22 protein-coding genes are annotated in these 24015 nt (G+C 70.5%); 7 read left to right on the forward strand and 15 right to left on the reverse strand.

The window, feature by feature from the left end:
- Positions 1–17 precede the first annotated feature (17 nt).
- Genes WFM69_RS09460 through WFM69_RS09485 form a run of 6 tightly spaced genes read right to left on the reverse strand, consistent with a single transcriptional unit; the run spans position 18 to position 5517 of the window.
- Positions 18–1175: a mannitol-1-phosphate 5-dehydrogenase gene (locus WFM69_RS09460; RefSeq protein ID WP_337003956.1), complete on the reverse strand. Its 1158-nt coding sequence runs from the start codon at positions 1173–1175 to the stop codon at positions 18–20.
- Complete coding sequence (locus WFM69_RS09465) at positions 1172–1606, reverse strand: PTS sugar transporter subunit IIA (protein WP_337003958.1); 435 nt, start codon at positions 1604–1606, stop codon at positions 1172–1174. The genes WFM69_RS09460 and WFM69_RS09465 overlap by 4 nt, the downstream gene beginning before the upstream one ends.
- Positions 1603–3243 (reverse strand): PTS mannitol transporter subunit IICB, encoded by a 1641-nt coding sequence (locus tag WFM69_RS09470; RefSeq protein ID WP_337003960.1) that lies wholly within the window; start codon positions 3241–3243, stop codon positions 1603–1605. Before WFM69_RS09470 ends, WFM69_RS09465 begins: the two co-directional genes overlap by 4 nt.
- A complete protein-coding gene (gene ptsP, locus WFM69_RS09475; RefSeq protein WP_337003962.1) occupies positions 3240–4925 on the reverse strand; it encodes a phosphoenolpyruvate--protein phosphotransferase in 1686 nt (561 codons plus the stop codon). The genes WFM69_RS09470 and ptsP overlap by 4 nt, the downstream gene beginning before the upstream one ends.
- Entirely contained in the window at positions 4922–5203 is a 282-nt protein-coding gene (locus WFM69_RS09480) for an HPr family phosphocarrier protein (protein ID WP_337003964.1), read from the reverse strand. The genes ptsP and WFM69_RS09480 overlap by 4 nt, the downstream gene beginning before the upstream one ends.
- On the reverse strand, positions 5200–5517 hold the full coding sequence (locus WFM69_RS09485; protein WP_337003966.1) for a PTS sugar transporter subunit IIB: 318 nt from the start codon (positions 5515–5517) through the stop codon (positions 5200–5202). The genes WFM69_RS09480 and WFM69_RS09485 overlap by 4 nt, the downstream gene beginning before the upstream one ends.
- Before the next feature lie 170 nt (positions 5518–5687).
- Here WFM69_RS09485 and WFM69_RS09490 point away from each other — a divergent pair, with 170 nt between their 5' ends.
- Entirely contained in the window at positions 5688–7610 is a 1923-nt protein-coding gene (locus WFM69_RS09490; RefSeq protein WP_337003968.1) for a BglG family transcription antiterminator, read from the forward strand.
- Positions 7611–7631: 21 nt separating this feature from the next.
- Here the strand turns inward: WFM69_RS09490 and WFM69_RS09495 are convergent, their stop codons facing one another.
- From WFM69_RS09495 to WFM69_RS09505, 3 genes are read right to left on the reverse strand one after another with little or no spacing between them, the layout of a single operon-like run.
- Positions 7632–7895 (reverse strand): HPr family phosphocarrier protein, encoded by a 264-nt coding sequence (locus WFM69_RS09495; protein WP_337003970.1) that lies wholly within the window; start codon positions 7893–7895, stop codon positions 7632–7634.
- Between the two features lie 2 nt (positions 7896–7897).
- Positions 7898–9568, reverse strand: a complete 1671-nt coding sequence (locus WFM69_RS09500) for a phospho-sugar mutase (RefSeq protein ID WP_337003972.1) — start codon at positions 9566–9568, stop codon at positions 7898–7900.
- Positions 9565–10398, reverse strand: a complete 834-nt coding sequence (locus tag WFM69_RS09505; protein ID WP_337003974.1) for a purine-nucleoside phosphorylase — start codon at positions 10396–10398, stop codon at positions 9565–9567. Before WFM69_RS09505 ends, WFM69_RS09500 begins: the two co-directional genes overlap by 4 nt.
- Before the next feature lie 48 nt (positions 10399–10446).
- On the opposite strand from WFM69_RS09505, the gene WFM69_RS09510 reads away from it, so the two are divergent.
- Positions 10447–11895, forward strand: coding sequence for an NAD(P)H-quinone dehydrogenase (locus tag WFM69_RS09510; protein WP_337003976.1), 1449 nt, complete (start codon positions 10447–10449; stop codon positions 11893–11895).
- A 65-nt stretch (positions 11896–11960) separates the two neighbouring features.
- Here WFM69_RS09510 and WFM69_RS09515 read toward each other — a convergent pair whose 3' ends face one another.
- Together WFM69_RS09515 and WFM69_RS09520 are read right to left on the reverse strand one after the other, a co-directional pair.
- Positions 11961–13727, reverse strand: coding sequence for an acetyl/propionyl/methylcrotonyl-CoA carboxylase subunit alpha (locus WFM69_RS09515; RefSeq protein ID WP_337003978.1), 1767 nt, complete (start codon positions 13725–13727; stop codon positions 11961–11963).
- A gap of 78 nt (positions 13728–13805) precedes the next feature.
- The gene (locus tag WFM69_RS09520) at positions 13806–14444 is read right to left on the reverse strand and encodes a Maf family protein (protein WP_337004231.1); all 639 of its coding nucleotides are present in this window, start codon (positions 14442–14444) and stop codon (positions 13806–13808) included.
- Between the two features lie 23 nt (positions 14445–14467).
- Here WFM69_RS09520 and WFM69_RS09525 point away from each other — a divergent pair, with 23 nt between their 5' ends.
- The 5 genes from WFM69_RS09525 (at position 14468) to WFM69_RS09545 (ending at position 20158) form a co-directional block, all read left to right on the forward strand.
- Positions 14468–15715 (forward strand): class I SAM-dependent RNA methyltransferase, encoded by a 1248-nt coding sequence (locus WFM69_RS09525; RefSeq protein WP_337003980.1) that lies wholly within the window; start codon positions 14468–14470, stop codon positions 15713–15715.
- A gap of 42 nt (positions 15716–15757) precedes the next feature.
- Positions 15758–16417, forward strand: a complete 660-nt coding sequence (locus WFM69_RS09530; protein ID WP_337003982.1) for a response regulator transcription factor — start codon at positions 15758–15760, stop codon at positions 16415–16417.
- Positions 16407–17642 (forward strand): ATP-binding protein, encoded by a 1236-nt coding sequence (locus tag WFM69_RS09535; protein WP_337003984.1) that lies wholly within the window; start codon positions 16407–16409, stop codon positions 17640–17642. The genes WFM69_RS09530 and WFM69_RS09535 overlap by 11 nt, the downstream gene beginning before the upstream one ends.
- A complete protein-coding gene (locus WFM69_RS09540; RefSeq protein WP_337003986.1) occupies positions 17639–18646 on the forward strand; it encodes a hypothetical protein in 1008 nt (335 codons plus the stop codon). The genes WFM69_RS09535 and WFM69_RS09540 overlap by 4 nt, the downstream gene beginning before the upstream one ends.
- 312 nt (positions 18647–18958) lie before the next feature.
- Entirely contained in the window at positions 18959–20158 is a 1200-nt protein-coding gene (locus WFM69_RS09545) for an ROK family transcriptional regulator (RefSeq protein ID WP_337004233.1), read from the forward strand.
- Between the two features lie 13 nt (positions 20159–20171).
- On the opposite strand, the gene WFM69_RS09550 is transcribed toward WFM69_RS09545, so the two are convergent.
- From WFM69_RS09550 to WFM69_RS09565, 4 genes are all read right to left on the reverse strand, one after another.
- On the reverse strand, positions 20172–20414 hold the full coding sequence (locus tag WFM69_RS09550) for an acyl-CoA carboxylase subunit epsilon (RefSeq protein WP_337003988.1): 243 nt from the start codon (positions 20412–20414) through the stop codon (positions 20172–20174).
- Entirely contained in the window at positions 20411–22000 is a 1590-nt protein-coding gene (locus tag WFM69_RS09555) for an acyl-CoA carboxylase subunit beta (RefSeq protein ID WP_442928472.1), read from the reverse strand. The genes WFM69_RS09550 and WFM69_RS09555 overlap by 4 nt, the downstream gene beginning before the upstream one ends.
- A gap of 90 nt (positions 22001–22090) precedes the next feature.
- A complete protein-coding gene (locus WFM69_RS09560) occupies positions 22091–23029 on the reverse strand; it encodes a hypothetical protein (RefSeq protein ID WP_337003992.1) in 939 nt (312 codons plus the stop codon).
- Positions 23030–23107: 78 nt separating this feature from the next.
- Positions 23108–23800 carry a phosphocholine cytidylyltransferase family protein gene (locus WFM69_RS09565; protein WP_337003994.1) on the reverse strand — a complete coding sequence of 231 codons (693 nt, stop codon included), beginning with the start codon at positions 23798–23800 and terminating at the stop codon, positions 23108–23110.
- Positions 23801–24015: the final 215 nt, after the last annotated feature.

A 24015-nucleotide genomic window follows, 5' to 3' on the forward strand; every position in this document is an offset into this window, starting at 1 on the left:
GTCGAAGGGCGCCGCGGTCAGGCCGCGTCGAGGTGCTGCTGCCGTGTCGCGACGGCCTCCCGGATCGGCGCGAACAGCGGGTGCTCCGGGTCGAGGCCCGTGGCCTGCGCCGTGAACGCGGTGGCGTCCTCGGCGCGCAGCAGCTGCTGCAGCTCTACCGACTGCTCATCGGCCGGATCGTCGAAATCGAGCGCCGCGGCGACGGCCGCGACCAGGGCCTCGGTCGGCAGACCCCGCTCCGCGGCCATGGCGGCCGGTCCCACGAAGCGCTCGTGCCGAGAGATCTTGCGCAGCGGTTGGCGTCCGACCCGCTGCACCGTGTCGACGAGGGCGGGGTTGCGGAACCGCTCCAGGATCGTGGCGCGGTAGTCGGCCAGTTCGGCCGGGTCCAGCCCGTGCTCGGCGACCAGGACGGCAGAGGTCTCCTCGAGGGCTGCGGCCACGCTCGCGGCGATGGCGGGATCGGCCAGGGCGTCCGAGATGCGCTCGATGCCGGCACGCGCACCGAAGTAGGCGGTCGCCGCGTGCCCGGTGTTGACCGTGAACAGCTTGCGCTCGATATACGGTGCCAGGTCGTCGACGAAGTGCGCGCCCGGGATGTTCGGCAGCGTGCTGCCGAACGGCCCGGACTCGATCGCCCACTCGAAGTACGGCTCGACCGTGACGTCGACTCCGCCGCCCGCGGGCTGCGCCGGCACGATGCGATCCACCGCGGTGTTCGCGAACACTGCGCGGGAGAGCAGGGCATCGGCGTCCGCTCCGGCGGCGGCGATGATCTCGCGACGCAGCAGATCGGTGGCGCCGATCGCGTTCTCGCACGCCATCACCTGCAGCGGGGCGGCATCGGGGGAGCGGAGGGCGAGTCCGGCCACGATCGACGGCGCCACGAACCGCAGCACCGTCGGGCCGACCGCGGTGGTGACGACGTCGGCCGAGGCGACCTCTTCCGCCACCGCGGCCGGGTCCGTCCGGCTGTTCACGGCTCGGAAGCCGGAGACGATGTGATCGGTCCCTCCGGGGCCGGCTTCGTGCACGGTGTACGTGTCGACGGCGTTGATCGCGTCGACCAGTGCCTCCGCGACGTCGGAGAACACGACCTCGTAGCCGCCCTGGCGCAGCAGCAGGCCGACGAACCCGCGTCCGATGTTGCCCGCCCCGAAGTGGACCGCCTTCATCCCTCGTTCACCTCCGACAGCAGCGCGTAGAGCTCGTCCGGGGTCTGCGCCGCGGAGAGCCGGGCGACGTCGTCCTCCTCGGAGAACAGGATCGCGATCCGGGAGAGGATCTCCAGGTGCTCGTCGCCGACCCCGGCGATGCCGATCACGAACGTGGCCGGCTCGCCCGACCAGTCCACGCCGCCGTCGTAGCGGACGATCGACAGGGCGGAGGCGAGGATCGCCTCCTTCGCGTCGTTGGTGCCGTGCGGGATGGCCAGGCCGTTGCCCATGAACGTGGACACGGTCTCCTCGCGCTGGCGCATCGCGTCGACGTAGGCCGGGGTGACCGCTCCGGCGGCGACGAGGATGTCCGTCGCCTCCTGAAGGGCCTCGTCCCTGGTCGCTCCGCCGGGATGGATGCGCACCTGCTCGGGGGTGAGAACGCTCATTCCGTGTCCTTTCGCTGCTCGCGCACCATCTCGACGACCTCTTCGTACCGGGGCGAGTTCATGAAGTTGTCCACCGAGACGTGGATCGAGTTCGGCGACTTCGCCGTGGCGCGCTCGGTGAGCTGCTGCTGCGTGATGACCACGTCGGCTGTGCCGTCGAGGTTCGCGATCGCGGCGTTGGTGACCGTGACGTCCTCGATGCCCGCCTTCTTGAGCTTGTTGCGCAGCACGCTGGCGCCCATGGCGGAGGAGCCCATGCCGGCGTCGCAGGCGAACACGATGCGCTCGATGGGTGCGGTGGCGACCGCGGTCGTCGCGGGTGCCGCGGCGGCTTCCGACGAGGCGGCGGCGGTCGAGGTGCGCAGGGCATCCATCGCGGCGGAGGACCTGCCCTTGTTGGCCTCGGTCTGTGCGATGGCGGCGCCGAATGTGTCGCCCTCGGCCTCCAGGTCCCGCTTGCGCGAGGCCCGCAGGATGACCGCGGTGATGAGGAACGTGACGGTCGCGGCCAGCACGACCGAGAGGTACACGACCAGCAGGTTGCCGACGCCCGGTCCGATCGCCGCGGCGGTCACCGCGATGATGCTGCCGGGAGCGGCAGGGAACGCCAGGCCGCCGCCGAGGAGCATGTTGGTGGTGACGCCGGTCGCACCACCGGCGATGAGCGCGAGGATCGTGGTCGGCTTGCTCAGCGCGTACGGGAAGTAGATCTCGTGGATGCCACCGAAGAACTGGATGATGGCCGCGCCGGGAGCCGACGCCTTGGCCGCGCCGACGCCGAAGAAGCTGAACGCCAGGAGCAGGCCGATGCCGGGGCCGGGGTTCGCCTCGATGAGGAACAGGATCGACTTGCCGGTCTCCGCGGCCTGCTCGATGCCGAGCGGGGTGAACACGCCGTGGTTGATGGCGTTGTTCAGGAACAGCACCTTGGCCGGCTCGACGATGATCGACACGAGCGGCAGCAGCTGCAGCGACACGAGCCAGTCGACCGCGGCACCGAGCGCGGCGCTGATGCCGAGCATGACGGGACCGAAGGCGAAGAAGCCGACGATCGCGAGGATCATGCCGAGGATGCCGGCGGAGAAGTTGTTCACCAGCATCTCGAACCCGGGACGGATCTTGCCTTCCCAGAGCCGGTCCATCTGCTTCGTGATCCAGGCCGCGATCGGGCCCATGATCATGGCGCCGAGGAACATCGGGATGTTCGTGCCGACGATCACGCCGACCGTGGCGATCGAGGCGACCACGCCGCCGCGCTCACCGTAGACCATGCGGCCCGCGGTGTTGGCGATGAGCAGCGGGAGCAGGTAGGTGACCATAGGGCCGACCAGGCCGACGTAGGCGAGGATGTTGCCGTTGGCGCCCTCCGCCACCGAGGTCATGGCGCCCTGCCAGCCGATGATGGCCGAATCGCCGCCGCCGCCGATGATCTCGGAGACGCCGGCCCAGTGCCAGGCGGGACCGAACGGGCTCTTCTCGCCGAAGAATCCGGCGGGGATGAAGAGCATCGTGATGAAGCCCCAGGCGATGAAGGCCGCGATGTTCGGCATGATCATGCCGGAGAGGAAGGTGCCGAAGCGCTGCACTCCTACGCGGAGGCCGCCGGGTCTGGTGGCGGCAGGTGACGTCGTCGTCATGATGTCGTCTCTTTCTTGTGAGGGGGGAGGTCCGCGGCGAGCGTCGCCGCGGCGTTTCGGGCGGATGCCGCGCTGTCGGCGGCGAGGGCGACGGCGGCGAGTCGCCGGGCATCGTCCAGGGTGTGTCGGGTGAGGGTGTGCCTGACGTCGGCGAGTGCCGAGGGTGCCATCGAGAGGCTGGTGGCGCCGAGGCCGACCAGCACGACCGCGAGCAGCGGATCCGCAGCGGCCTCGCCGCAGATCCCGACCGGCTTGCCGAGGCGTGCGCCCGCGTCGCCGACCTCGCGCACCAGCCGCAGCACGGCGGGGTGCCACGGGTCCTGGAAGCCGGCGACCGAGCCGAGCATGCGGTCGGCGGCCATCGTGTACTGGGTGAGGTCGTTCGTGCCGATCGAGGCGAAGTCGGCGTGCGCGAGCACGCGATCCGCGAGCAGGGCGCTCGCGGGGATCTCGACCATCACGCCGGCCGTCTGCAGACCGTACTCGCGAGCGAGCGTGGTGAAGTACACGGTCTCCTCGACCGTCGCCACCATCGGGGCCATGACCCACAGGTCGGCCTCGGTCTCGGCGTCAGCCTCGGCGAGGGCGGTCAGCTGTTCACGCAGGATGTCCTCGCTGGCGCGCAGCGACCGCAGACCCCGAAGCCCCAGCGCGGGGTTCTCCTCGTGTGCGTCGTTGAGGAACGCCAGCGGCTTGTCGGCACCGGCATCCAGCATCCGCACCACGACCTTCTTCCCCGGGAAAGCGGCCAGCAGCTCGCGGTAGGCCTCGCGCTGCTGGGCGATCGTGGGTGCCTGGGCGGAGGACAGGAACAGGAACTCGGTGCGGAACAGCCCGACGCCCTCGGCCCCACGAGCGACCGCATCGGCGGCGTCTGCAGGCTTTCCCAGATTCGCCAGCAGCGCGATGGGTGTGTCGTCGGCGAGGGCGCCGGGAGTCAGGGGAGCGGCGTCGGCGGACAGACGGGCGGCGGCGCGCTGGGCCGCACGATCCTTCTCGTCGTCGGTCGGCTCGCGGGTGACGACACCGCTGGCGGCATCGACGATCACGGTCTCGCCCGTCGTCAACTGTGCCCCGTCGGCGACGCCGACGATCGCGACGATGCCCTTCTCGCGCGCGAGGATGGCGGTGTGCGAGGTCGGGCCGCCGTCGGTGGTGATCAGGGCGAGCACCTGGTCCAGATCGAGCAGGGCGGTGTCGGCCGGTGCCAGGTCGCGGGCGACGAGCACGAACGGGTGTCCGGGGCTCGGGACGCCGGGTGCGTCCACGCCACGGAGCCGCGCGAGCACACGCTGGGCGATGTCGTCGAGGTCGGCCGCGCGCTCGCCGAGGTAGCCGCCGACGGCTTCGAGTGTGGCGCGGAAACCGGCGAACGCGTCGTGCACGGCCCACTCGGCGGTGGCGCCGGCATCGATCCGGGTGTCGACCTCGTCCTGGAGCGTCGGGTCCTCGGCGATCATGGCCTGTGCTTCGAGCACCTCCTGCGCCGAGCCTCCTGCCGCTTCGCCGCGCTGGTTCAGCTCTGCCGCGACGGTCGCCACAGCATCGCGCACCCGCGTGCGCTCCGCATCGGCACCGGCCGTGCTGGGCGTGTTGTCGGGGGCCGGCATCGCCTCGGCCATGCGGACGACCGGCCCCTGGGCGACCCCGAGACCGATGCCGACACCGCGCAGCTCGCTCATCCGGCGGCGTCCTGATCGTGGTCGGTGGTCAGCAGCTCGGTGAGCGTGTCGAGCACGCCCTCCGCGCCCTCGCCGTCCGCCGTGAGGGTGACGTAGTCGCCGTACTCGATCGCGAGGGCGATGACGCCGAGGATGCTCGCCGCGTTGACGGGCTTGCCGGAGTCCTTCGCGATCGTCACGGCGATGCCGGAGTCCTTCGCCGCCTGCGCGAACAGCTTCGCCGGGCGGGCGTGCAGTCCGTGGGAGGAGCCGATCCGGACGGTGCGGGTGGCGGTCATGATGTTCCTTTCGGGGTGTCGCCGGCGTCGGCGAGGATCGAGCGGGCGAGGACGAGCGTGCGCGAGCCGTCGCGGTCGGCGAAGACGTCGTCGGGGAGCACGGCGACGGGTACCCGTGCGCTGTCGCGGATGGCCTGGACGCGGTCGCTCAGGTGCGGGCCGACGAGGATGAGGTCATGCTCGGAGCCGGCGACGGAGCTCTCCATGCCGGCGGCGGCGTCCCAGTCGAGACCGGCCGCGGTGGCCGCGGTGCGCAGTCGCTGTGCGACGAAGGTGCTCGACGCGCCCGCGCCGCACACCACGAGAATCCTCATCGATGCCCCACCCTTTCCTGAGAACAGTCTGGGAACGCGAGGGTGCGACACGCCAACAGGTTCCTTTCCGCCCCCGCGGAACGCCCCCTTCCGCCCATCGGCCTCCGGGGGCTGACATCATGGAGTGCACGTCGAGACAGTGCAGTCAGCACGCGGGAGTCGGAGGGATCATGTCGCGCCAGCGCCAGGACCTGCTCCTCGCCGCCCTGCTGCGACAGGAGGGGTGGGCGACGGCCGGGAGCCTCGCCGACCTGCTCGGGGTCACCCCGCGCAGCATCCGCTCCTACGTCGCCGCGCTGAACGCCCGCAACCCGGGCGCCGCGGTCATCGAATCGGGGCCGGCAGGCTATCGCGCGGGCCAGGGTGCGCGCGGCGCCCTGCGGATGCGTCAGTCGGGCGAGTCGGCTCCCCGTGACAGGCTACATGCGCTGGTGCGATCGCTGCTGGATGAGCCCGCGGGCATCGACGTGTACGACACGGCCGATGAGCTGCACGTCAGCGAGGCGACGCTCGAAGCCGACCTGGTGCGCGTGCGCGGCCTGCTCGACGGAGGCGATCTCGTGCTGGAGCGGGACCGGGAGATCGTCCGACTGCGCGGCAACGAGGCGGCGCAGCGGCGGCTGCTGAGCAGGCTCGCACACGACGAGATGGACGACGCCTCCTTCCACCCCGAGACGTTCCGCCGCGCTCTCGCCGGCTCGGCGGTCGCGGCCAGCGCGGTCGGGCCCTTCAAGTCGGCGCTGGTGCGCGAGCTCGGCGAGCTCGGCTACTACGTGAACGAGCTCGCGATCTCCGACGTGCTGCTGCACATCGCCATCGCCGCCGAGCGCGTCGCGGCCGGGCACGCCCTGGAATCGTCACCGGCGGGCACCCGTGCTGAGATCCCGCGCGTCGGCGCCGTGATCGCCGGTCTCGCCGCCGAGCACTTCTCGGTTGTGCTCGGTGAGGGCGACAGCGGTCACCTCGCCTCGCTGGTGCTTACCCGCATCGTCGCGCCGGGTCAGGATGCCACGCGCGAGGTCGCCCGCAGCGGGGTGGACCCGGAGGTGGAGGCGGCCGTGCGGTCCGAGATCGCACGAGCGGCCGACGACTACCAGGTCGACCTGGTCGACGAGACGTTCGTGCTGCGGCTCGCCCTGCACGTGCAGAACCTCCTGCGCCGGGCGGAGGAGAGCGCGCTCACCCGCAACCCGCTCACCCGGTCGCTCAAGACCACCTATCCGATGATCTTCGAGGTGGCGGTGTCGATCGCGAGCGGTCTGCACGACCGCCTCGGCACGCCCATCCACGACGACGAGATCGCCTACATCGCGATGCACGTCGGCGGGCGGCTGGAGCGCAGCAGGAAGGCCGAGTCGATCCTGACGGCGACGATCGTCTGCCCCGGCTACTACGAGCTGCACGAGCTGCTGCGATCCAGCGTCGACCGCTCCCTCGGATCCGCGATCGAGGTCACGAGCGTGGTCACGAACGTCGACCCGGACTGGTCGTCGTTCGACACCGATCTCGTGCTCAGCACGATCGAACCGGGCTCGTCCGGAGACCGGTTCGTGCGCATCCAGCCGTTCCTCACGGATGCCGACGTCGATCGCATCCAGCAGGCCGCAGCCCGCGTGCGCAGGGGCCGTCGTCTCACGCGGCTCCGCGCCGAGCTCGCCCGCTATTTCCATGCCGAGGCCTACGTGTTCCCGCTGCCCGACGAGGGGGAGGAGGCGATAATCCGGCGACTCGGCAGCCTCCTGGTGCAGGCGGGCCTGATCGGCGAGGACTACATCGAGAACACCATCGTGCGCGAGCGGATGTCGTCCACCGCGTTCACCGACGCGCTCGCCGTGCCGCACGCGCTGCAGATGACGGCCACCCGCACCGCGATCGCCATCGGCGTCGCCGACGGGTCGGCCGCATGGGGCGGCGGGCGGGTGCAGGTCGTCGCGCTCGCGGCGTTCAGCGAAGGGGATCGGGCGGCGTTCCAGACCGTGTTCGAGCAGCTGGTCGAGGTGTTCAGCGAGCGCGAGAGCGTGCAGCGGATCGTGCGCAAGGGTGTGACGTTCGAGTCGTTCCTGGACGAGCTCGTCGCGGTGATCGACGGCTGATCGTCGCAGGCTGCGCCCACGTCACTTGCGCGGCGCGAGCACCTCGGCGAGCTGATCCAGCACGGCCTCCGACGTCGCCGACTCGGCGGTCTCGAGCACCACGGCGTCGCCCGGTGCGATCGCCAGATCCATCACGGCCAGCACGCTGCTCAGGTCGACGGTCGTGTCGTCCGAGGTGCGCAACGTCACGGGCGACCCGTGCGACTGCGCGAGCCGGACGAGCTCCGCCACCGGGCGAGCGTGCACACCGTTGTGCGCGCTCACGATCAGGTGTCGGGTGGGCATGCTCAGGAGCGCTCGTCGAGCAGAGCGCGGACGCCTGCTTCGAGCTCTGCCACGGCCTCGCGTGCGCCCTCGGCGGAGTCCGCGCGCGCGTCGATGTAGACCTTGAGCTTCGGTTCGGTGCCGCTCGGGCGCACGATCACGCGCGACCCGTCGGCGAGTCGGTACCGCAGCACGTCGCCGGAAGGCTGCCCCGGTGCCGCCTGCAGCAGGTCCTCGGCAGAGGCGATCGCGCGCCCGGCGATGTGCGTCGGCGGAAGCGTCCGCAGCGCGAGCATCACGTTGCCGATCACGGCGAGGTCCTCGACGCGCACCGACACCTGGCCGCTGGCGAAGTGCCCGTAGGTGTCGCCGAGCTCGGCGAGCAGGTCGACGAGCGTGGCTCCCCGGTCACGTGCCTCGGCGGCGAGGCCGAGCACGGCGACGGCGGCGGAGATCCCGTCCTTGTCGCGCACGGTGTCCGGGTTCACCAGGTAGCCCAGGGCCTCCTCGAAACCGAACACGATGCCCGGGGCGCGGGAGATCCACTTGAAGCCCGTGAGGGTCTCGTGGAAGTCCAGCCCGTGGTGGGCGGCCACCGCACCGAGTCCGGGGGAGGAGACGAGGGAGCAGGCGAGCGAGGCTCCGGGCGTTCCGGCGGCCGCGCGCGCCGCGCGTGCACCGAGCAGGAGGCCGACCTCGTTGCCGGTCAGGCGGCGCCAGCCCTCCGGCGCAGACTCGTCGGGGACGGCCACGGCGAGACGATCCGCATCCGGGTCGTTGGCGAGGATGAAGTCCGCCTTCACGCGGCGGGCTCTCGCGAAGGAGAGGTCCATCGCCCCGGGCTCCTCCGGGTTCGGGAACGACACCGTGCGGAACGTGGCGTCGGGAGCGAGCTGGTCGTCGACGACGAACGGCTGCGGGTAGCCGGCTTCGCGCACGATGCGCGACACCGTCTCCCAGCCCACGCCGTGCATCGCGGTGTAGACCCACCGCATCCCGGTCGAGCCCGCAGGGGCAGGGGACACGGCCGCCGTGGCCGCGACGTAGGCGTCGACGACCTCTTCGCCGGCCGTCTCGTAGTCCGTGGAGCGCGGCAGCGCGCTGACCGCGCCCGCGTCGGCGATCCGCTGGATGTGCGCGGCGATCTCGGCATCGGCCGGAGCGACGATTTGCGAGCCCTGATCGGCACCGCCGAGGTACACCTTGTAGCCGTTGTCGTTCGGCGGATTGTGGCTGGCCGTCACCATCACGCCGGCATCGGCGCCGAAGTGGCGCACCGCGAACGCGAGCACGGGCGTCGGGAGCAGCCGGGGCAGCAGGATCGCGCGCAGACCCGCACCCGCGAACAGTTCGGCGGAGTCCGTCGCGAACACCCGCGAGTTGCGGCGTCCGTCGTACCCGATCACGACCGTGGGGGCGCCGCCGTCGGCCTTCTCGCGCAGGTAGGCAGCGAACCCGGCGGCCGCCTGCGCGACCAGCACCCTGTTCATGCGGTTGCTGCCTGCGCCGAGCTCACCGCGGAGGCCCGCCGTGCCGAACGCGAGTCGCGTGCCGAAGCGGTCGTCCAGATCGGCGATCGCCGCCTCGTCACCGGCCGACGCGCGTGTGATCACCCCGGCGAGCTCGTCGCGGGCCTCGTGGTCCGGGTCCTGCCGCAGCCAGGCGCGGGCCTGGGCCAGCCGCTCGTCGCTCACAGCGCCTCGACCACCCTGGCCAGGAGCGCGGAGATCACCGGTTCGGCCTCGCGTCCGGCTTCGATCACCTCGGCATGGCTGAGCGGCGTCTGCTGGATGCCGGCCGCGAGGTTCGTGATGAGCGAGAAGCCGAGCACCTCCATGCCGGCCTCGCGCGCGGCGATGGCCTCGAGCGCGGTCGACATGCCGACGATGTGGCCGCCGATGTGCTTGGCCATCTGCACCTCGGCCGGCGTCTCGTAGTGCGGTCCGCGGAACTGCGTGTACACGCCCTCGTCGAGCATCGGATCGATGCTGCGGGCGATGTCGCGCAGGCGCTTCGCGTACAGGTCGGTCAGGTCGACGAAGGTGGCGCCCTCGAGCGGGGAGTCGGCGGTGAGGTTGATGTGGTCGCTGATGAGCACGGGCTGGCCGGGCGTCCACGTCTCGCGGATGCCGCCGGCGCCGTTGGTCAGCACCATGATCTTGGCGCCCGTCGCGGCGGCCGTGCGCACGCTGTGCACGACCCGACGCACACCGTGGTCCTCGTAGTAGTGGGTGCGCGCGCCGATCACGAGCACGTTCTTGCCGCCGGGGGTGCGGATGCTGCGCAGGGTGCCGACATGGCCCTCCAGCGCGGGCTTGGAGAACCCGGTGACCTCGGTCGCGGGGATGGTCGCGACCGTCTCGCCGATGAGGTCGGCGGCCTTGCCCCAGCCGCTGCCGAGGGTGAGGGCGATGTCGTGGTGCTCGACGCCGGTGAGACGGGCGATGTCGGCGGCGGCCTGCGCGGCCACCTCGAACGGGTTCGCGGTCGGGGCGTCGAGAGGGTTGCTGTGCGTTTCGGGCATGGATCCACTCTAGGAAGGTGCAGGCTCGGGGGCCAGGATTGCGGAAGAATGGATTGCATGTCTTCCACCACTTTCGAGCGCACTCAGCGCGTCGCCGTCCTCGGCGGCGGTCCCGGCGGTTACGAGGCGGCCCTCGCGGCGGCCCAGCTCGGGGCCGAGGTCACCCTGGTCGAGCGCGTGGGAGTCGGCGGATCGGCTGTCCTCACCGATGTCGTGCCGTCCAAGAGCCTGATCGCCACGGCCGATGCCGCTGTCGCGATCTCCGAGGCGAGCGACCTCGGGGTGAACTTCTACGCCAAGGGCGATCACTCCCGTCCCCTCAAGCCCGAGATCGCGATCAACCTCGCGGCCGTGAACAAGCGCCTCCTCTCCCTCGCCGGCCAGCAGTCGGAGGACATGCGGGCGACGCTCCTCGAAGCAGGCGTGCGCATCCTGTCCGGCCACGGCCGGCTCGAGGGTCCCACCGCGATCGTCGTCTCGACGGGCCAGGGCGGCACCGACTTCGACCGGGTCGAGGCCGACACCATCATCGTCGCGGTCGGCGCCTCGCCGCGCGAGCTGGACTCGGCCAAGCCCGACGGCAAGCGCATCCTCACGTGGACGCAGCTGTACGACATGAAGGCCCTTCCCGAGCACCTCATCGTGGTCGGATCCGGTGTCACGGGTGCGGAGTTCGCCTCCGCCTACATGAACCTGGGTGCCAAGGTCACGCTCATCTCCAGCCGTGACCAGGTGCTCCCCGGCGAGGACCGTGATGCCGCCGGCGTCCTGGAGAAGGTGTTCAAGCGCGGGGGGATGCAGGTGCTGTCCAAGTCCCGCGCCGACCGCGTCGAGGTCACCGATGGCGGCGTCACCGTGACGCTGTCCGACGGGCGCACGGTCGAGGGCAGCCACTGCCTCATGGCGGTCGGGTCGATCCCGAACACCGCGGGCATCGGTCTGGAGGAGGCGGGGGTCGAGCTCGACGAGTCCGGCCATGTCCGGGTGAACCGGGTCGCACGCACCTCCGTGCCGAACGTCTACGCGGTGGGCGACTGCACGAACTTCTTCCCGCTGGCCTCCGTCGCCTCGATGCAGGGACGCACCGCGGTATTCCACGCGCTGGGTGACATCGTGATCCCGCTCGAGCAGATCAAGATCACCTCGAACATCTTCACGGCTCCCGAGATCGCCACGGTCGGCTACGGCGAGAAGGACGTCGAGGAGGGTGTGGCCGACGGCATGGTCTACAAGCTGCCGCTCGCGGCGAACCCGCGCGCCAAGATGATGGGCATCAAGGACGGCTTCGTCAAGCTCATCGCCCGCAAGGGCTCCGGCACGGTGATCGGCGGTGTGATCGTGGCGCCGAAGGCCTCCGAGCTGATCTACCCGATCGCCGTCGCCGTCGAGCGCCGCCTCACGGTCGATCAGGTCTCGCGTGTGTTCGCGGCCTACCCGTCGCTGTCCAGCAGCATCACGGATGCCAGCCGGGCGATGCACCTCGTGAACATCTCCTGACGACAGGAGACGCGAAAAGGCGCCCCACCTCGGTGGGGCGCCTTTTTCGCGTGTGAGGAAGCGCGTCAGCTGATCGTCAGCAGCTGGTGCCCGGCCGACACCGTGGAACCGGCATCCGCGTTGATGTTGCCGACGACGCCGTCCTTGTGCGCCTGCAGCGGCTGCTCCATCTTCATCGCCTCGAGCACGACGACGAGGTCGCCCTTGACGACCTGCTGCCCGTCCTCGACGGCGATCTTGACGACCGTGGCCTGCATGGGCGACTTGACCGCATCGCCGGATGCCCCCGCGTTGGCGTTGGTGGCGTGACTGCGGCGCGACGGCGGAACGGCGGCGGGGCGTCCTGCGGTGCCCGCGGCGACCGCGACCCGGTCGGGCAGGCTCACCTCGAGGCGCTTGCCGGAGACCTCGACGACGACCGTGTGGCGCGCCTCGGCGGCTGCCGGAGCCTCGAGCTCGCCGTCCCATGCCGGGATGTCGTTCACGAACTCGGTCTCGATCCAGCGGGTGAAGATGCCGAACTCGCCGTCCTCTGCCGTGAACGCGGGGTCGCGGACGACCTTGCGGTGGAACGGGATGACGGTGGGGAGTCCGGCGACCTCGAACTCGTCGAGGGCGCGGCGCGAGCGCTCCAGCGCCTCGGCGCGGTCCTTGCCGGTCACGATGATCTTCGCGAGCAGCGAGTCGAAGGCGCCGGAGACGGCGTCGCCGGCCGTGACACCCGAGTCGAGACGGATGCCGGGACCGCCGAAGGTCTTGAAGACGTGGATCGGACCGGGCTGGGGGAGGAACCCGCGACCCGGGTCCTCGCCGTTGATGCGGAACTCGATGGAGTGGCCCTGCGGCTTCGGGTCGTCGTAGTCGATCGTGCCGCCGGCGGCGATGCGGAACTGCTCGCGCACCAGGTCGATGCCGGTGACCTCTTCCGAGACCGGGTGCTCGACCTGCAGACGCGTGTTCACCTCGAGGAACGACACGGTGCCGTCGGCGCCGATCAGGAACTCGCACGTGCCGGCACCGACGTAGCCGACCTCCTTGAGGATCGCCTTGGATGCCGAGTACAGCAGCTCGTTCTGCTCGGCGGTGAGGAACGGCGCGGGGGCCTCCTCGACGAGCTTCTGGTGACGACGCTGCAGCGAGCAGTCGCGCGTCGAGATCACGACGACGTTGCCCGCGGCGTCGGCGAGGCACTGGGTCTCGACGTGACGCGGCTTGTCGAGGTACTTCTCGACGAAGCACTCGCCGCGGCCGAAGGCGGCGACCGCCTCACGGGTGGCGGATTCGAAGAGCTCCGCGACCTCGTCGAGCTCGCGCGCGACCTTGAGGCCGCGTCCGCCGCCGCCGTATGCCGCCTTGATGGCGATCGGAAGGCCGAACTCCTTCGCGAAGGCGATGACCTCGTCGGCTCCTTCCACGGGACCGGGGGTGCCCGGGGCGAGCGGTGCGCCGACCTTCTCGGCCACGTGGCGTGCGGTCACCTTGTCGCCGAGCGCCTCGATCGCCTCGGGCGACGGGCCGATCCAGGTCATCCCCGCATCGATGATGGCGCGGGCGAACTCGGCGTTCTCGGCGAGGAAGCCGTAGCCGGGGTGCACGGCGTCGGCACCGGCGCGGCGGGCGATGGAGAGGATCTTCTCGATCTGGAGGTAGGTCTCGGCGCTGGTCGAGCCGCCGAGCGCGTAGGCCTCGTCGGCGAGACGCGTGTGCAGGGCGTCGCGATCCTGGTCGGCGTAGACAGCGACGGAGGCGATTCCGGAGTCACGGGCGGCGCGGATGATGCGGACGGCGATCTCGCCGCGGTTGGCGATGAGCACCTTGGCGATAGCAGGCATGATTGCCAGCCTAGCGAGAAGGCTCCCGATCCTTTTGACGACTCCCCACAAGAAAGCCGGGAAAACGTGGAGGGGAGTCTACGACCAGAGGTCCGTCCACACGACGCCGAGTTCGGCGGCGAGGCGTCGCACGGTCGAGAGCGACATCCCGACGACCGTGGACGGATCGCCCTCCACGCGGGTGATGAACGCGCCTCCCAGACTGTCGACGGTGAAGGCTCCCGCGACGTGCAGCGGCTCGCCCGAGGCGACGTATGCCGCGATCTCGGCGTCGCTCACGTCGTCCGCGAACGTGACGGCGGCTTCCGCGACAGCGGTCGCCTCGGTCGGCGCGACACCGGGGGACACTCGGAACACCGAGTGACCGGAGTGCAGGATCCCCGTCGCGCCGCGCATCTCCTGCCAGCGTCGGGTGGCCTCCTCCGGGGTGTAGGGCTTGCCGTAGACCCGCCCGCCGAGCGCGAACATCGAGTCCCCGCCGATCACGAGACCATCGAAAGTTCCCTCCTGCGCGAGGCGCTGTGCGACGGCCGCAGCTTTCGCACGGGCAAGCAGCAGCACGAGCTCGGCGGGTGGCAGCGCGGCGCCTCGGTCCGCCTCGGCAGCTGCGGCGACGGCGTCCTCGTCCACGTCGGGGGATTCCGTGAGCGGTTCGATGCCCGCCCGTCGGAGCAGCATGAGACGGGCCGGGGAAGTGGAGGCGAGGCAGACGCGCATGTCCACCACCGTATCCTCGAAGGATGACTTCCTCCCCAGCCGACGTGCTCGAGCTCGACATCACCGGCATCGCGCACGGGGGCACCTTCATCGCCCGCCACGAGGGGCGCGTGGTGTTCGTCTCCGATGCGATCCCCGGTGAGCGCGTCCGCGCCCGCGTGATCCCTCCGCAGGAGGGCACCGACGCCGCGACCCGCAGCTTCTGGCGCGCCGAGACCGTCGAGGTGCTGGAGGCGTCCGAGCATCGGCGACCGCACGTGTGGGCGGAGGCCGACGTGTCGCGCGATCTCGCCGACCGCCCCGGTGGCGCAGACCTCGGACACATCGCGCTCGACCACCAGCGCGAGCTCAAGCGTCGCGTGCTGACCGAGGCGCTCGACCGGTTCGCCGGCGAGGGCTTCGTCGCCCCGGAGATCGAGTCGGTCGAGTCCGGCGACGGTCTGGGATGGCGCACGCGCGTGACACTGCACGTGGACGAGTCGGGGGAGGTGGGACCGTTCGCCGCGCGCAGCCACCGTGTGATCCCGGTGTCCTCGCACCCGCTGGCCCGTCCGGCGATCGCGAAGGCCGCGCTCGCCCTGACCGGGGAGGCCCCCGGCCGCATCGAGCTCGTCGAGCCCGCCGACGGCACGGTGCGCATCATCCGCCGTGAGGAGACCGAGCGCCCGGCGCGCGTCGCCCGCGGCTTCCGTCGCCGCCCTGCGCCCGAGGTGATCGAGGAGGCCGTGAACGACCGTCGTTTCCAGGTCGATGCCACGGGCTTCTGGCAGGTGCATCCGCGCGCGGCTTCCGTGCTCGACGCCGCCGTGTACGGCATCCTCGACGGCCACGTCGATGACGAGAAGACCCACTACGACCTGTACGGCGGTGTCGGTCTGTTCGCCGCGACGCTCGCCGACCTCGGCGGCCGCGACATCGTCACGGTCGAGTCCAGTCCCCGTGCCACGCAGCATGCCGCCGCGAACCTCGCACCGCTCGAGGTGAAGGCTGTGACGGCGCGCGTCGACCGGTTCCTGGCGTCGCAGAAGAGCACGGGCCGCACGGGTGCCGTGGTGCTCGACCCGCCGCGCGCGGGCGCGGGACGCCAGGTCGTCGAGGCCGTGCACGCGCTCGCCCCCGACGCCATCGCGTATGTCGCGTGCGACCCGGTGGCCCTCGCGCGCGACCTCGGCACCTTCCGTGCACTCGGCTGGAACGTCGACCGCCTGCGCGGCTTCGACCTGTTCCCGCATTCGCACCACTTCGAGGTCGTCGCCCTGCTCACCCGCTGACCGGCCCGTCGCCGATCCCGACGGACTCACTAGGCTGGGCGGATGAGCACGGTTGCCCTCATCGATGACCACGAGTCCGTCCGCCTCGGGCTCGAGGCCGCGTGCGCGCGGGATTCGCAGACGGTGGTGTTCTCCGGCAGCACGGTCGTCTCCTACCTCGACTGGCGGAAGACGACCGGTGCGGCACCCGCCGACGTCGTGGTCCTCGATCTCACGCTCGGGGACGGGACCACGGTCACCGAGAACGTGACATCGCTCGTGAGCGACGGAGCGAGCGTCGTGATCCACAGCGTCGCCGATCGGCCGGCCGCGGTGCGCGAGGCGCTCGCCGCAGGTGCCGCCGGTGTCGTGAGCAAGTCCTCCGCACTCGACGACGTGCTGGATGCGATCCGCACCGTCGCGCAGGGCGAGGCCCTCAACAACGTCGAATGGGCGAGTGCGGTCGACGGCGACCGTGCCTTCGCCGACGCCCAGCTGGCCACCCGCGAGCGCGAGGTCCTCCGCCTGTACGCGACGGGGCTGCCGCTGAAAGCCGTCGCCGAGCGTCTCGGCGTCGCCTACTCCACCGCCAAGGAGAACATCACCCGCATCCGCGTGAAGTACGTCGAGGTCGGACGCCCTGCGCCGACCAAGGTCGACCTGCTGCGCCGCGCGATGGAGGACGGGATCGTCGCGGCAGACGAGGCGCCGAGTGACCGCTGAGCCGCTCAGCATCCGTGACGCCTGGAGCAAGATCCCTTCTCCCGGCAGCACGGAGACCGCGTTCGAGCGCTTCACCGGGAAGCGCATGGAGCGCATCCTCGCGATCGTCGTCGCGATCGGCTCGTCCGTGCTCGGGGCACAGGCGCTGACGGCCGCGCTGAGCACCCTCTCGCAGGCCGATGGCGCCCACCTGGTCATGCTCGCCGTGGTGTTCGTGCCGCTCGCGGCGATGCTCGTCGCCTGTGTGATCGGTCGGGGCGTCCGGATCTTCTCGGGTGTCTTCGCCGTGGTCTACGTGCTGGCGCTCGCGGCCTGGCCGACCGTCGTCGATCCCTCCGACAAGAGCGCGGGGGAGCAGCCGTGGATCTTCTTCCTGGTCAATGTCGGCGTCGTCGCGGCGATGCTCGCCTTCCCGTTGCGCCTGCAGTTCGTGTGGGCCGCGGGAATGCCGTTCGTCTACGGCTACGTACGGCTCGTCCAAGGGGAGTTCTCGCGCGAGTTCTGGGTGACGACGGCGTTCGACGTCTCGTTCACGCTCATCCTCGGTGTCGTCATCATCGCGCTTGGGTGGATGTTCCGCTCCGTCGCGGCCGGGGTCGACGAGGCCAGGGGGCAGGCGGTGGCATCGTATGCGGCGGCCGCGGCTGCGGCGGCGGCGGAGGAGGAGCGGGCGGCGATGTCGGCCCTGATGCACGACAGCGTGCTGGCCGCGCTGATCTCCGCGGAGCGCGCCGAGAGCGATCGCGCCAAGGAACTGGCGGTCGCGATGGCGAGGGAGGCGCTCACCCGACTCGCGAACACCGAGGCCGCGGTCGCGCAGGAGGGGAGCGACGAGCCCGTCGGGACGGCGCAGATCGTCGTGGAGCTGCGTCGGGCTCTGTCCGAGCTCGGCGCCGATGCGATCGTCGAGGAGCGCGGGGGCATCGGCCTGATCCCCGGCCGCGCGGCACGGGCGCTGGTGCTCGCTGCGCGACAGGCGATCGGCAACTCCGTGACGCACGCGAACGGGCGGGGGCTGCACATTGTCGCCGAAGGGCATGGCGACGAGGGGATCGGGGTCACGGTGTCCGACACCGGACCGGGTTTCGACGTCGACGCGATCGGTGCGGATCGCCTTGGGATCAGGGCGTCGATCTTCGCCCGCATGGCGGGGATCGCCGGCACGGCGGACATCCAGTCGGACGAGCACGGCACGACGGTCACGCTGGGGTGGGAGCGCTCGTGAACCGCACCGTGCGCAGCGTCGCCACGTCCCTCGCGGTCGGATTCGCGCTGTACTTCGTGGCGCGAGCCGTCTGGTGGATCGAGCAGCCGACGGCGCCGCTGCTGATGGTCCTCGCGATCGGCATCTATCTGGTGGTCGTGAACGTCGCGATCCTCGGCGATGGCGCCACCGTGCGCATGCCGCGGTGGGCGGCCATCATCGCGCTGGTGTCGAGCGCTCTGATCCCCGTCCTTGTCACGTTCTCGCTCGAGCCGGCTGATCGCACGGCGCCGTTCGCGACGTGGTACATCGGCGCGCTGGGACTTCTCGCGGTCGTCTGCGTCGTCCGCCGCCGCTCGCTCATCGGGTGGCTCACCCTGGCGATGCTCGCGCTGACGTCGTCACTGTTCCTGGGCCCCGGCGTGGCGCTCACCCTCGGCCTGGTCGGGTCGATCATGTGGGTCGTGGTCGCGCGACTGCTCGTGATGTTCTGGGATCGCGCGGTCCGCGACACGGAGCGTCTCGCCGAGATCCAGCAGGCGGTGTCCGCCTGGCACGCCACGCAGCGCGTGCGGCAGCGCGAACGCCGGCTGCGCACCCAGTTCGCGCTGGCTGTCGCGGGGCCCGTCCTGAGCCGGGTCGTCGCGGCGCGGGGGTCGCTCGACGAGCAGGAGCGCCTGGATGCGCGACTCGCGGAGGGCCGGCTGCGCGATGAACTCCGCGGGGCCGATCTGCTCAACGACGCGGTGCGCAACGCGATCGAGGACGCCCGCCGCCGTGGCGTCGTCGTGACGGTCTTCGACGAGGGCGGGTTCGACGACATCGACGAGGATCGCCGCGGGGAGATCCGGGACGAACTCGCCGAGGTCCTCACGCGTGCGCAGACGGCGCGCCTCATCATCCGCTCGGCGAGGGATCCCCGCGTCGCGGTGACGATCGTCGGCCGTGCGGGGGCACGCTCTCCCGGCGACGACGATGCGGTCGACCTCTGGCACGAGATCCCGCGGTACGCACCGACTGTCTGACGGATCCGTCCCGGTGCGTGCGTCCTCGGCTCCGGCCGGGGGAGGCGACCGAAGTCGAGGATGGTGAGAGTGGGCGAGGGGCGGCGTGATCGCCAGCCCCTCGCCATGCGGACAGTTACCCGAAAACCATCCGCTGGTGGCCAGTCAGCGCCTGTCTACCCTGGGACAGAGAGACCAGCCGAACGCGAAGCGTCCTCATTAGTCTGATGGGTCGCGCACAGGTTGTCTGTAGGTATTTTGGGGGACACGATTTCTCCGCGGATGGGGGATCATTGGACGATGGCAACGCGTCGGGGCACCAACCTTCCGCGGATGGGCGACTTCAATCAGTCCGTGATCCTCGAGGCGATCCGCCAGTCGGGTGAGGGGCTGAGCCGGATCGAGCTCGCGGCGGCGACCGGCCTGTCCGCGCAGACGGTCACCAACATCACCCGACGCCTCCTCGACGACGGGTTCATCCGCGAGGCCGGACGCACCATCAACGGGCCGGGCAAGCCGCGTGTCACGCTGCGGCTCGTCGCGGACAGCCGGTTCGCGGTGGGGGTGCATCTCGATCCCGCGCTCATGACGTTCGTGCTGCTCGATCTGTCCGGCGCGGTCGTGCGGCGGTTGAGCGTGCGCACACCGGCGAAGGATCCGCGGTTGATCGTCGATGCCATGGCCACCACGATCGAGACGCTGATCGTCGGCTCCGGCGTCGAACGGGCCCGCATCGCGGGCGTGGGCGTCGCCGCTCCCGGACCGCTCGATGCGGAGAAGGGCACCGTGATCGATCCGCCCAAGCTGCTCGGCTGGCACCGGGTCCCCCTGCGCGCGGTGCTCGCTGAGGCGACGGGGCTCCCGGTGGTGCTGGAGAAGGACACCACGTCGGCCGCGGTCGGCGAGCTCTGGACGCGCCGCGGATCGGCCGACGACTCCTTCGTCTTCGTGTACCTCGGCACTGGCATCGGCGCCGCGCTGGCGCGAGACGGCGAGGCGGTGCGCGGAAGCACGCGGAACATCGGCGAGATCGGGCACATCATCGTCGACCCCGATGGGCCCTCCTGCTCGTGCGGAGCGAGGGGATGCGTCGAGGTGGTGTGCACGCCCCAGGCGATCGTCGAACGGGCCGAGCGTGCCGGAGTGTTCGCGGACGACCGCGAGGTGAGCGATGTCGCCGCCGTCGATGCGCGCTTCAGTCAACTCTGCGAACGAGCGGCCGGTGGCGAGGTCCCTGCCGCGGTCGTGCTGCAGCAGGCGGCGGCCCACACGGCGGTGCTGACGGCTGTGCTGACCAACATCCTCGACGTCGATCGGGTGGTGTTCGGGGGGCCGTTCTGGTCGCGGCTCGCCGAGGTGTACCTGCGCGAGATTCCCGACCGGCTCGATCGCGCGAGTGCGACACGGGCCGTGCGTGCGCTGCCGGTCGACGGCACCGTGGTGGGCGACGATGTCGGGGCGGTGGGCGCCGCCTGCGTCGTGCTGGAGTCGGTGCTCGGACCGCGGGCATCGGACCTGCTGCTGGTGCACTGAACCGGCGGGGTCGTCAGCCGGAGAAGCGTCCCCACGGGATGTCGCGGCGCAGCGGGGTGCGCAGCGGCCGCTGTGTGCGGGTCCAGGCCGAGACGACCGGCACGTCGGCGACGGCCGCGGCCGCCTCCGTCGCATAGGCCTCGCTGATCACGGCGATGAGGGCAGCGAGCTCTTCCTCGGTCGCCGCGCCGCGCGTGATGTCGAGCAACGGTGCTTCCTGGCCCGGTGCTGCATCCGAAGTGTCCTTCGCGGTCACAGCGGGATGTTCCCGTGCTTCTTCGGCGGCAGCTCCGCACGCTTGCCGCGCAGGGCCCGCAGCGCCTTCGCGATCGAGACGCGGGTGTTCGCCGGCTCGATGATGCCGTCGAGCTCGCCGCGCTCGGCCGCGAGGAACGGCGAGGCCACGTTGTAGGTGTACTCGTTCGCGAGGCGCGTGCGCACGGCGGCGACGTCCTCTCCGGCTTCCTCGGCCTTCTTGATCTCACCGCGGTACAGGATGTTGACGGCGCCCTGGCCGCCCATCACCGCGATCTCGGCCGTCGGCCAGGCGAGGTTGACGTCGGCGCCGAGCTGCTTCGAGCCCATGACGATGTAGGCGCCGCCGTAGGCCTTGCGCAGGATGACGGTGACGAGCGGCACGGTGGCCTCGGCGTAGGCGTACAGCAGCTTGGCGCCGCGGCGGATCACACCCGTCCACTCCTGGTCGGTGCCGGGCAGGTAGCCGGGAACATCGACGAGGGTGACGATCGGGATGGAGAACGCGTCGCAGAAGCGCACGAACCGGCTGGCCTTCTCGCCGGCCTCGATGTTCAGCGTGCCGGCCATCTGCGAGGGCTGGTTGGCGATGATGCCGACCGAGCGTCCCTCGACGCGGCCGAAGCCGATCACGATGTTCGGGGCGAAGAGCGGCTGGACCTCGAGGAAGTCGCCTTCATCGACGACGTGCTCGATCACCGTGTGGATGTCGTACGGCTGGTTCGTGGAATCCGGGACGATCGTGTTCAGCACGCGATCCGCGTCCGTCGTCTCGAACTCGAACGCGCTCTCGTACGACGGCAGCTCGGCCATGTTGTTGTCGGGGAGGAAGCTGAGGAGCGTGCGGGCATAGTCGATCGCGTCGTCCTCGTCTTCGGCGAGGTAGTGCGCGACGCCGGAGCGGGTGTTGTGCGTGTACGCACCGCCGAGCTCCTCCATGCCCACGTCCTCGCCGGTGACGGTCTTGATCACGTCGGGGCCGGTGACGAACATCTGGCTGGTCTTGTCGACCATGATCACGAAGTCGGTGAGCGCGGGGGAGTACACCGCACCACCGGCAGCCGGACCCATGATGATCGAGATCTGCGGGATGACCCCGGATGCGCGGGTGTTCAGGCGGAAGATCTCGCCGTACTTGCCGAGCGCGACGACACCCTCCTGGATGCGCGCGCCGCCCGAGTCGAGGATGCCGATGCAGGGCATCCCGCCGGCGAGCGCGAACTCCATGACCTTGACGATCTTCTCGCCGGCGACCTCGCCCAGCGAGCCGCCGAAGGTCGAGAAGTCCTGCGAGTACACCGCCACGGTGCGGCCGTTGATCGTGCCGACCCCGGTGACGACCGAGTCGCCGTAGGGGCGGGAGCGGTCCATGCCGAACGCGGTCGTGCGGTGGCGCACGTACTCGTCGAACTCGACGAAGCTGCCGGGATCGACGAGAAGCTGGATGCGCTCGCGGGCGGTCATCTTGCCCTTGGCGTGCTGCTTCTCCTTCGCCTTCGCTTCCGCGTCGACGACGGCTTCGGTGTAGCGAGCGCGCAGGTCCGCGATCTTGCCGGCGGTGGTAGAGAGGTCGGGCTTGTCCGTCACGGATTCCACCCTATCGTCGGGTCGGCTCCGGCTGTTGGATGCTCGGCACAACGGGTCGGCCGATCCTTTGGCGTCCTGCCTGCAGTCGCGTCACCCTTCGGCGTCGCTCTGCTCCAGCGCCGGGTCCTTCTTGGGGGTGCGCCCGAGGGAGAGGGCCTTGCGTCCGACCCATTCCACTCCGCGGACGGTCGTGCCCGCGGCTCCGGCGACCGCGTTGCCGGCGTAGCGCGCCCCGCGCAGCATCCGCAGCTCCAGTTTCTCGGCACCGGGGACGGGTTCCAGCTCGAGCGGCAGGTCGATGGGGGCCGCGCCGAACGCCCTGTGCGACGTGGTGAGCACACGGCGGCCGAGGATGTGGTTGCCTGCGCCGCCGATCGCGGCGCCGATGCCGAACGGCAGCGCCTTGCCGATGACCGAGGCTCCGCCCTTGGCGGCGAACTGCTTCACGAACATGCTCTTGAGCTGATCCACGAGCGGGCCGACGGCCGCGCGGGGGAGCGATTTGGTCACGAGCTCGCCCCAGTAGGCGGATCGGCTGCCTCCGCGACCTGCGGCTTGGCTCGCGAGCTGCCCGACCAGGTCGACGCCTTCCTTGCCGAGCATGAGCGTCATCACCAGCGCGCGGGCGCGGTCGGGGTTCGCGACGGCGATGCCGTGCACCTCGGCGACCGACTGTGCGAACAGCGCGGTCGACTCCACGAAGCCGACCGTCTCCACTCCCGACAGCGCGAGCGTGACGCCGGTGCCGATCCCCGGCACGACGGCGGTCGCGCCGACCGCGGCACCGCCGGCGGTCACGGCGGCGAGGTAGCGCAACTCGAGGATGCGGATGATCTCGGCCGGCGTGGCCTTCGGATTGCGCAGACGGATGCTCCGGATATGCGCCAGGACGAGAGGCCGCTGGATCGACAGCACCCGATCGAGGCCCCGCACCATCATCGGATGCTCGGCGGATCCGACGGGCGGCACGCCCTTGTCCCACGGGGCGTCGTCCGGGAGGGAGTGGATCTTGTGCACCTTGGGGGCCATGGGGCGATCCTAGGGAGCCAGCCCGCGAAAACGCCGAAAGCCCGGCCCCACGAGGGAGTCGGGCTTTCGAAGACGAGATCAGACGAAGAGGTTCGCCCGCTCCAGGTCTTCCGCGAAGTCGACCTCGACCGCGTACAGGTCGGAGACATCCATCGGCTCGAGCAGCAGGCCGTCTTCGGCGATCGCGAGCTCGAGTCCGCGCTCGAAGTAGTCCTGATCCTCGACGCGCTGCAGCTGGCGCATGAACGCCTTCTTCTGCGTGGAGGAGATGTAGTTGATGCCGACCGCTTCACCGAGACCGCCCTTGACGGTCTTGGACAGCTCGTTGATGTATCCCTCGGCGGTGACGGTGTACTTGACCTCTTCATCGCTCACCTTGGAGGTGTTCACGGTGACGAAGGACTGGTCGCGCTCGATGAACTCGAGGGCGCGGCCGAGGATCATCGGGTCGAACACCACGTCGCCGTTCATCCAGAGCACGCCACCGCGTCCGGTCGCCCCGAGGGCGCGCAGGAGGCTCTTGGAGGTGTTGGTCTCGTCGTAGCGCTCGTTGTGCACGTAGTTGACCTGCGGGAACGCTTCGATGATGGTCTCGGCGCGGTAGCCGACCACGGTGGTGATGCGTGCGTCCGAGCCGAACGCGGCGCGGATGTTGTCGTGCTGCTGGCCCATGATCGTGCGGCCATCGTTCAGCTCGGTGAGAGGCTTCGGCAACGCGCGGCCGAGGCGCGAGCCCATGCCGGCGGCGAGGATGACGGTCTGAAGAGTCACGAGTGCTCCTAAGGGAAGTTGTGTTCACGGTCGATTAACCGACCAGACACTTCGTCGTGCCGGATTCATGGTATCGATTCAGTCTGGGAACCTCCGGGCCGAGGGTCCCCTGTTGCCATTTCGTGATCGAGTACACACGGAACGCACAGGGTTCCGAATGCGGCGTGTCTGCGGGATCCTCCGGCCGAATGTTGCGCGGCGGCCTTGGCTTGCGG

The organism is Microbacterium sp. LB12 (genome assembly GCF_037150835.1).
Taxonomy (GTDB): domain Bacteria; phylum Actinomycetota; class Actinomycetes; order Actinomycetales; family Microbacteriaceae; genus Microbacterium.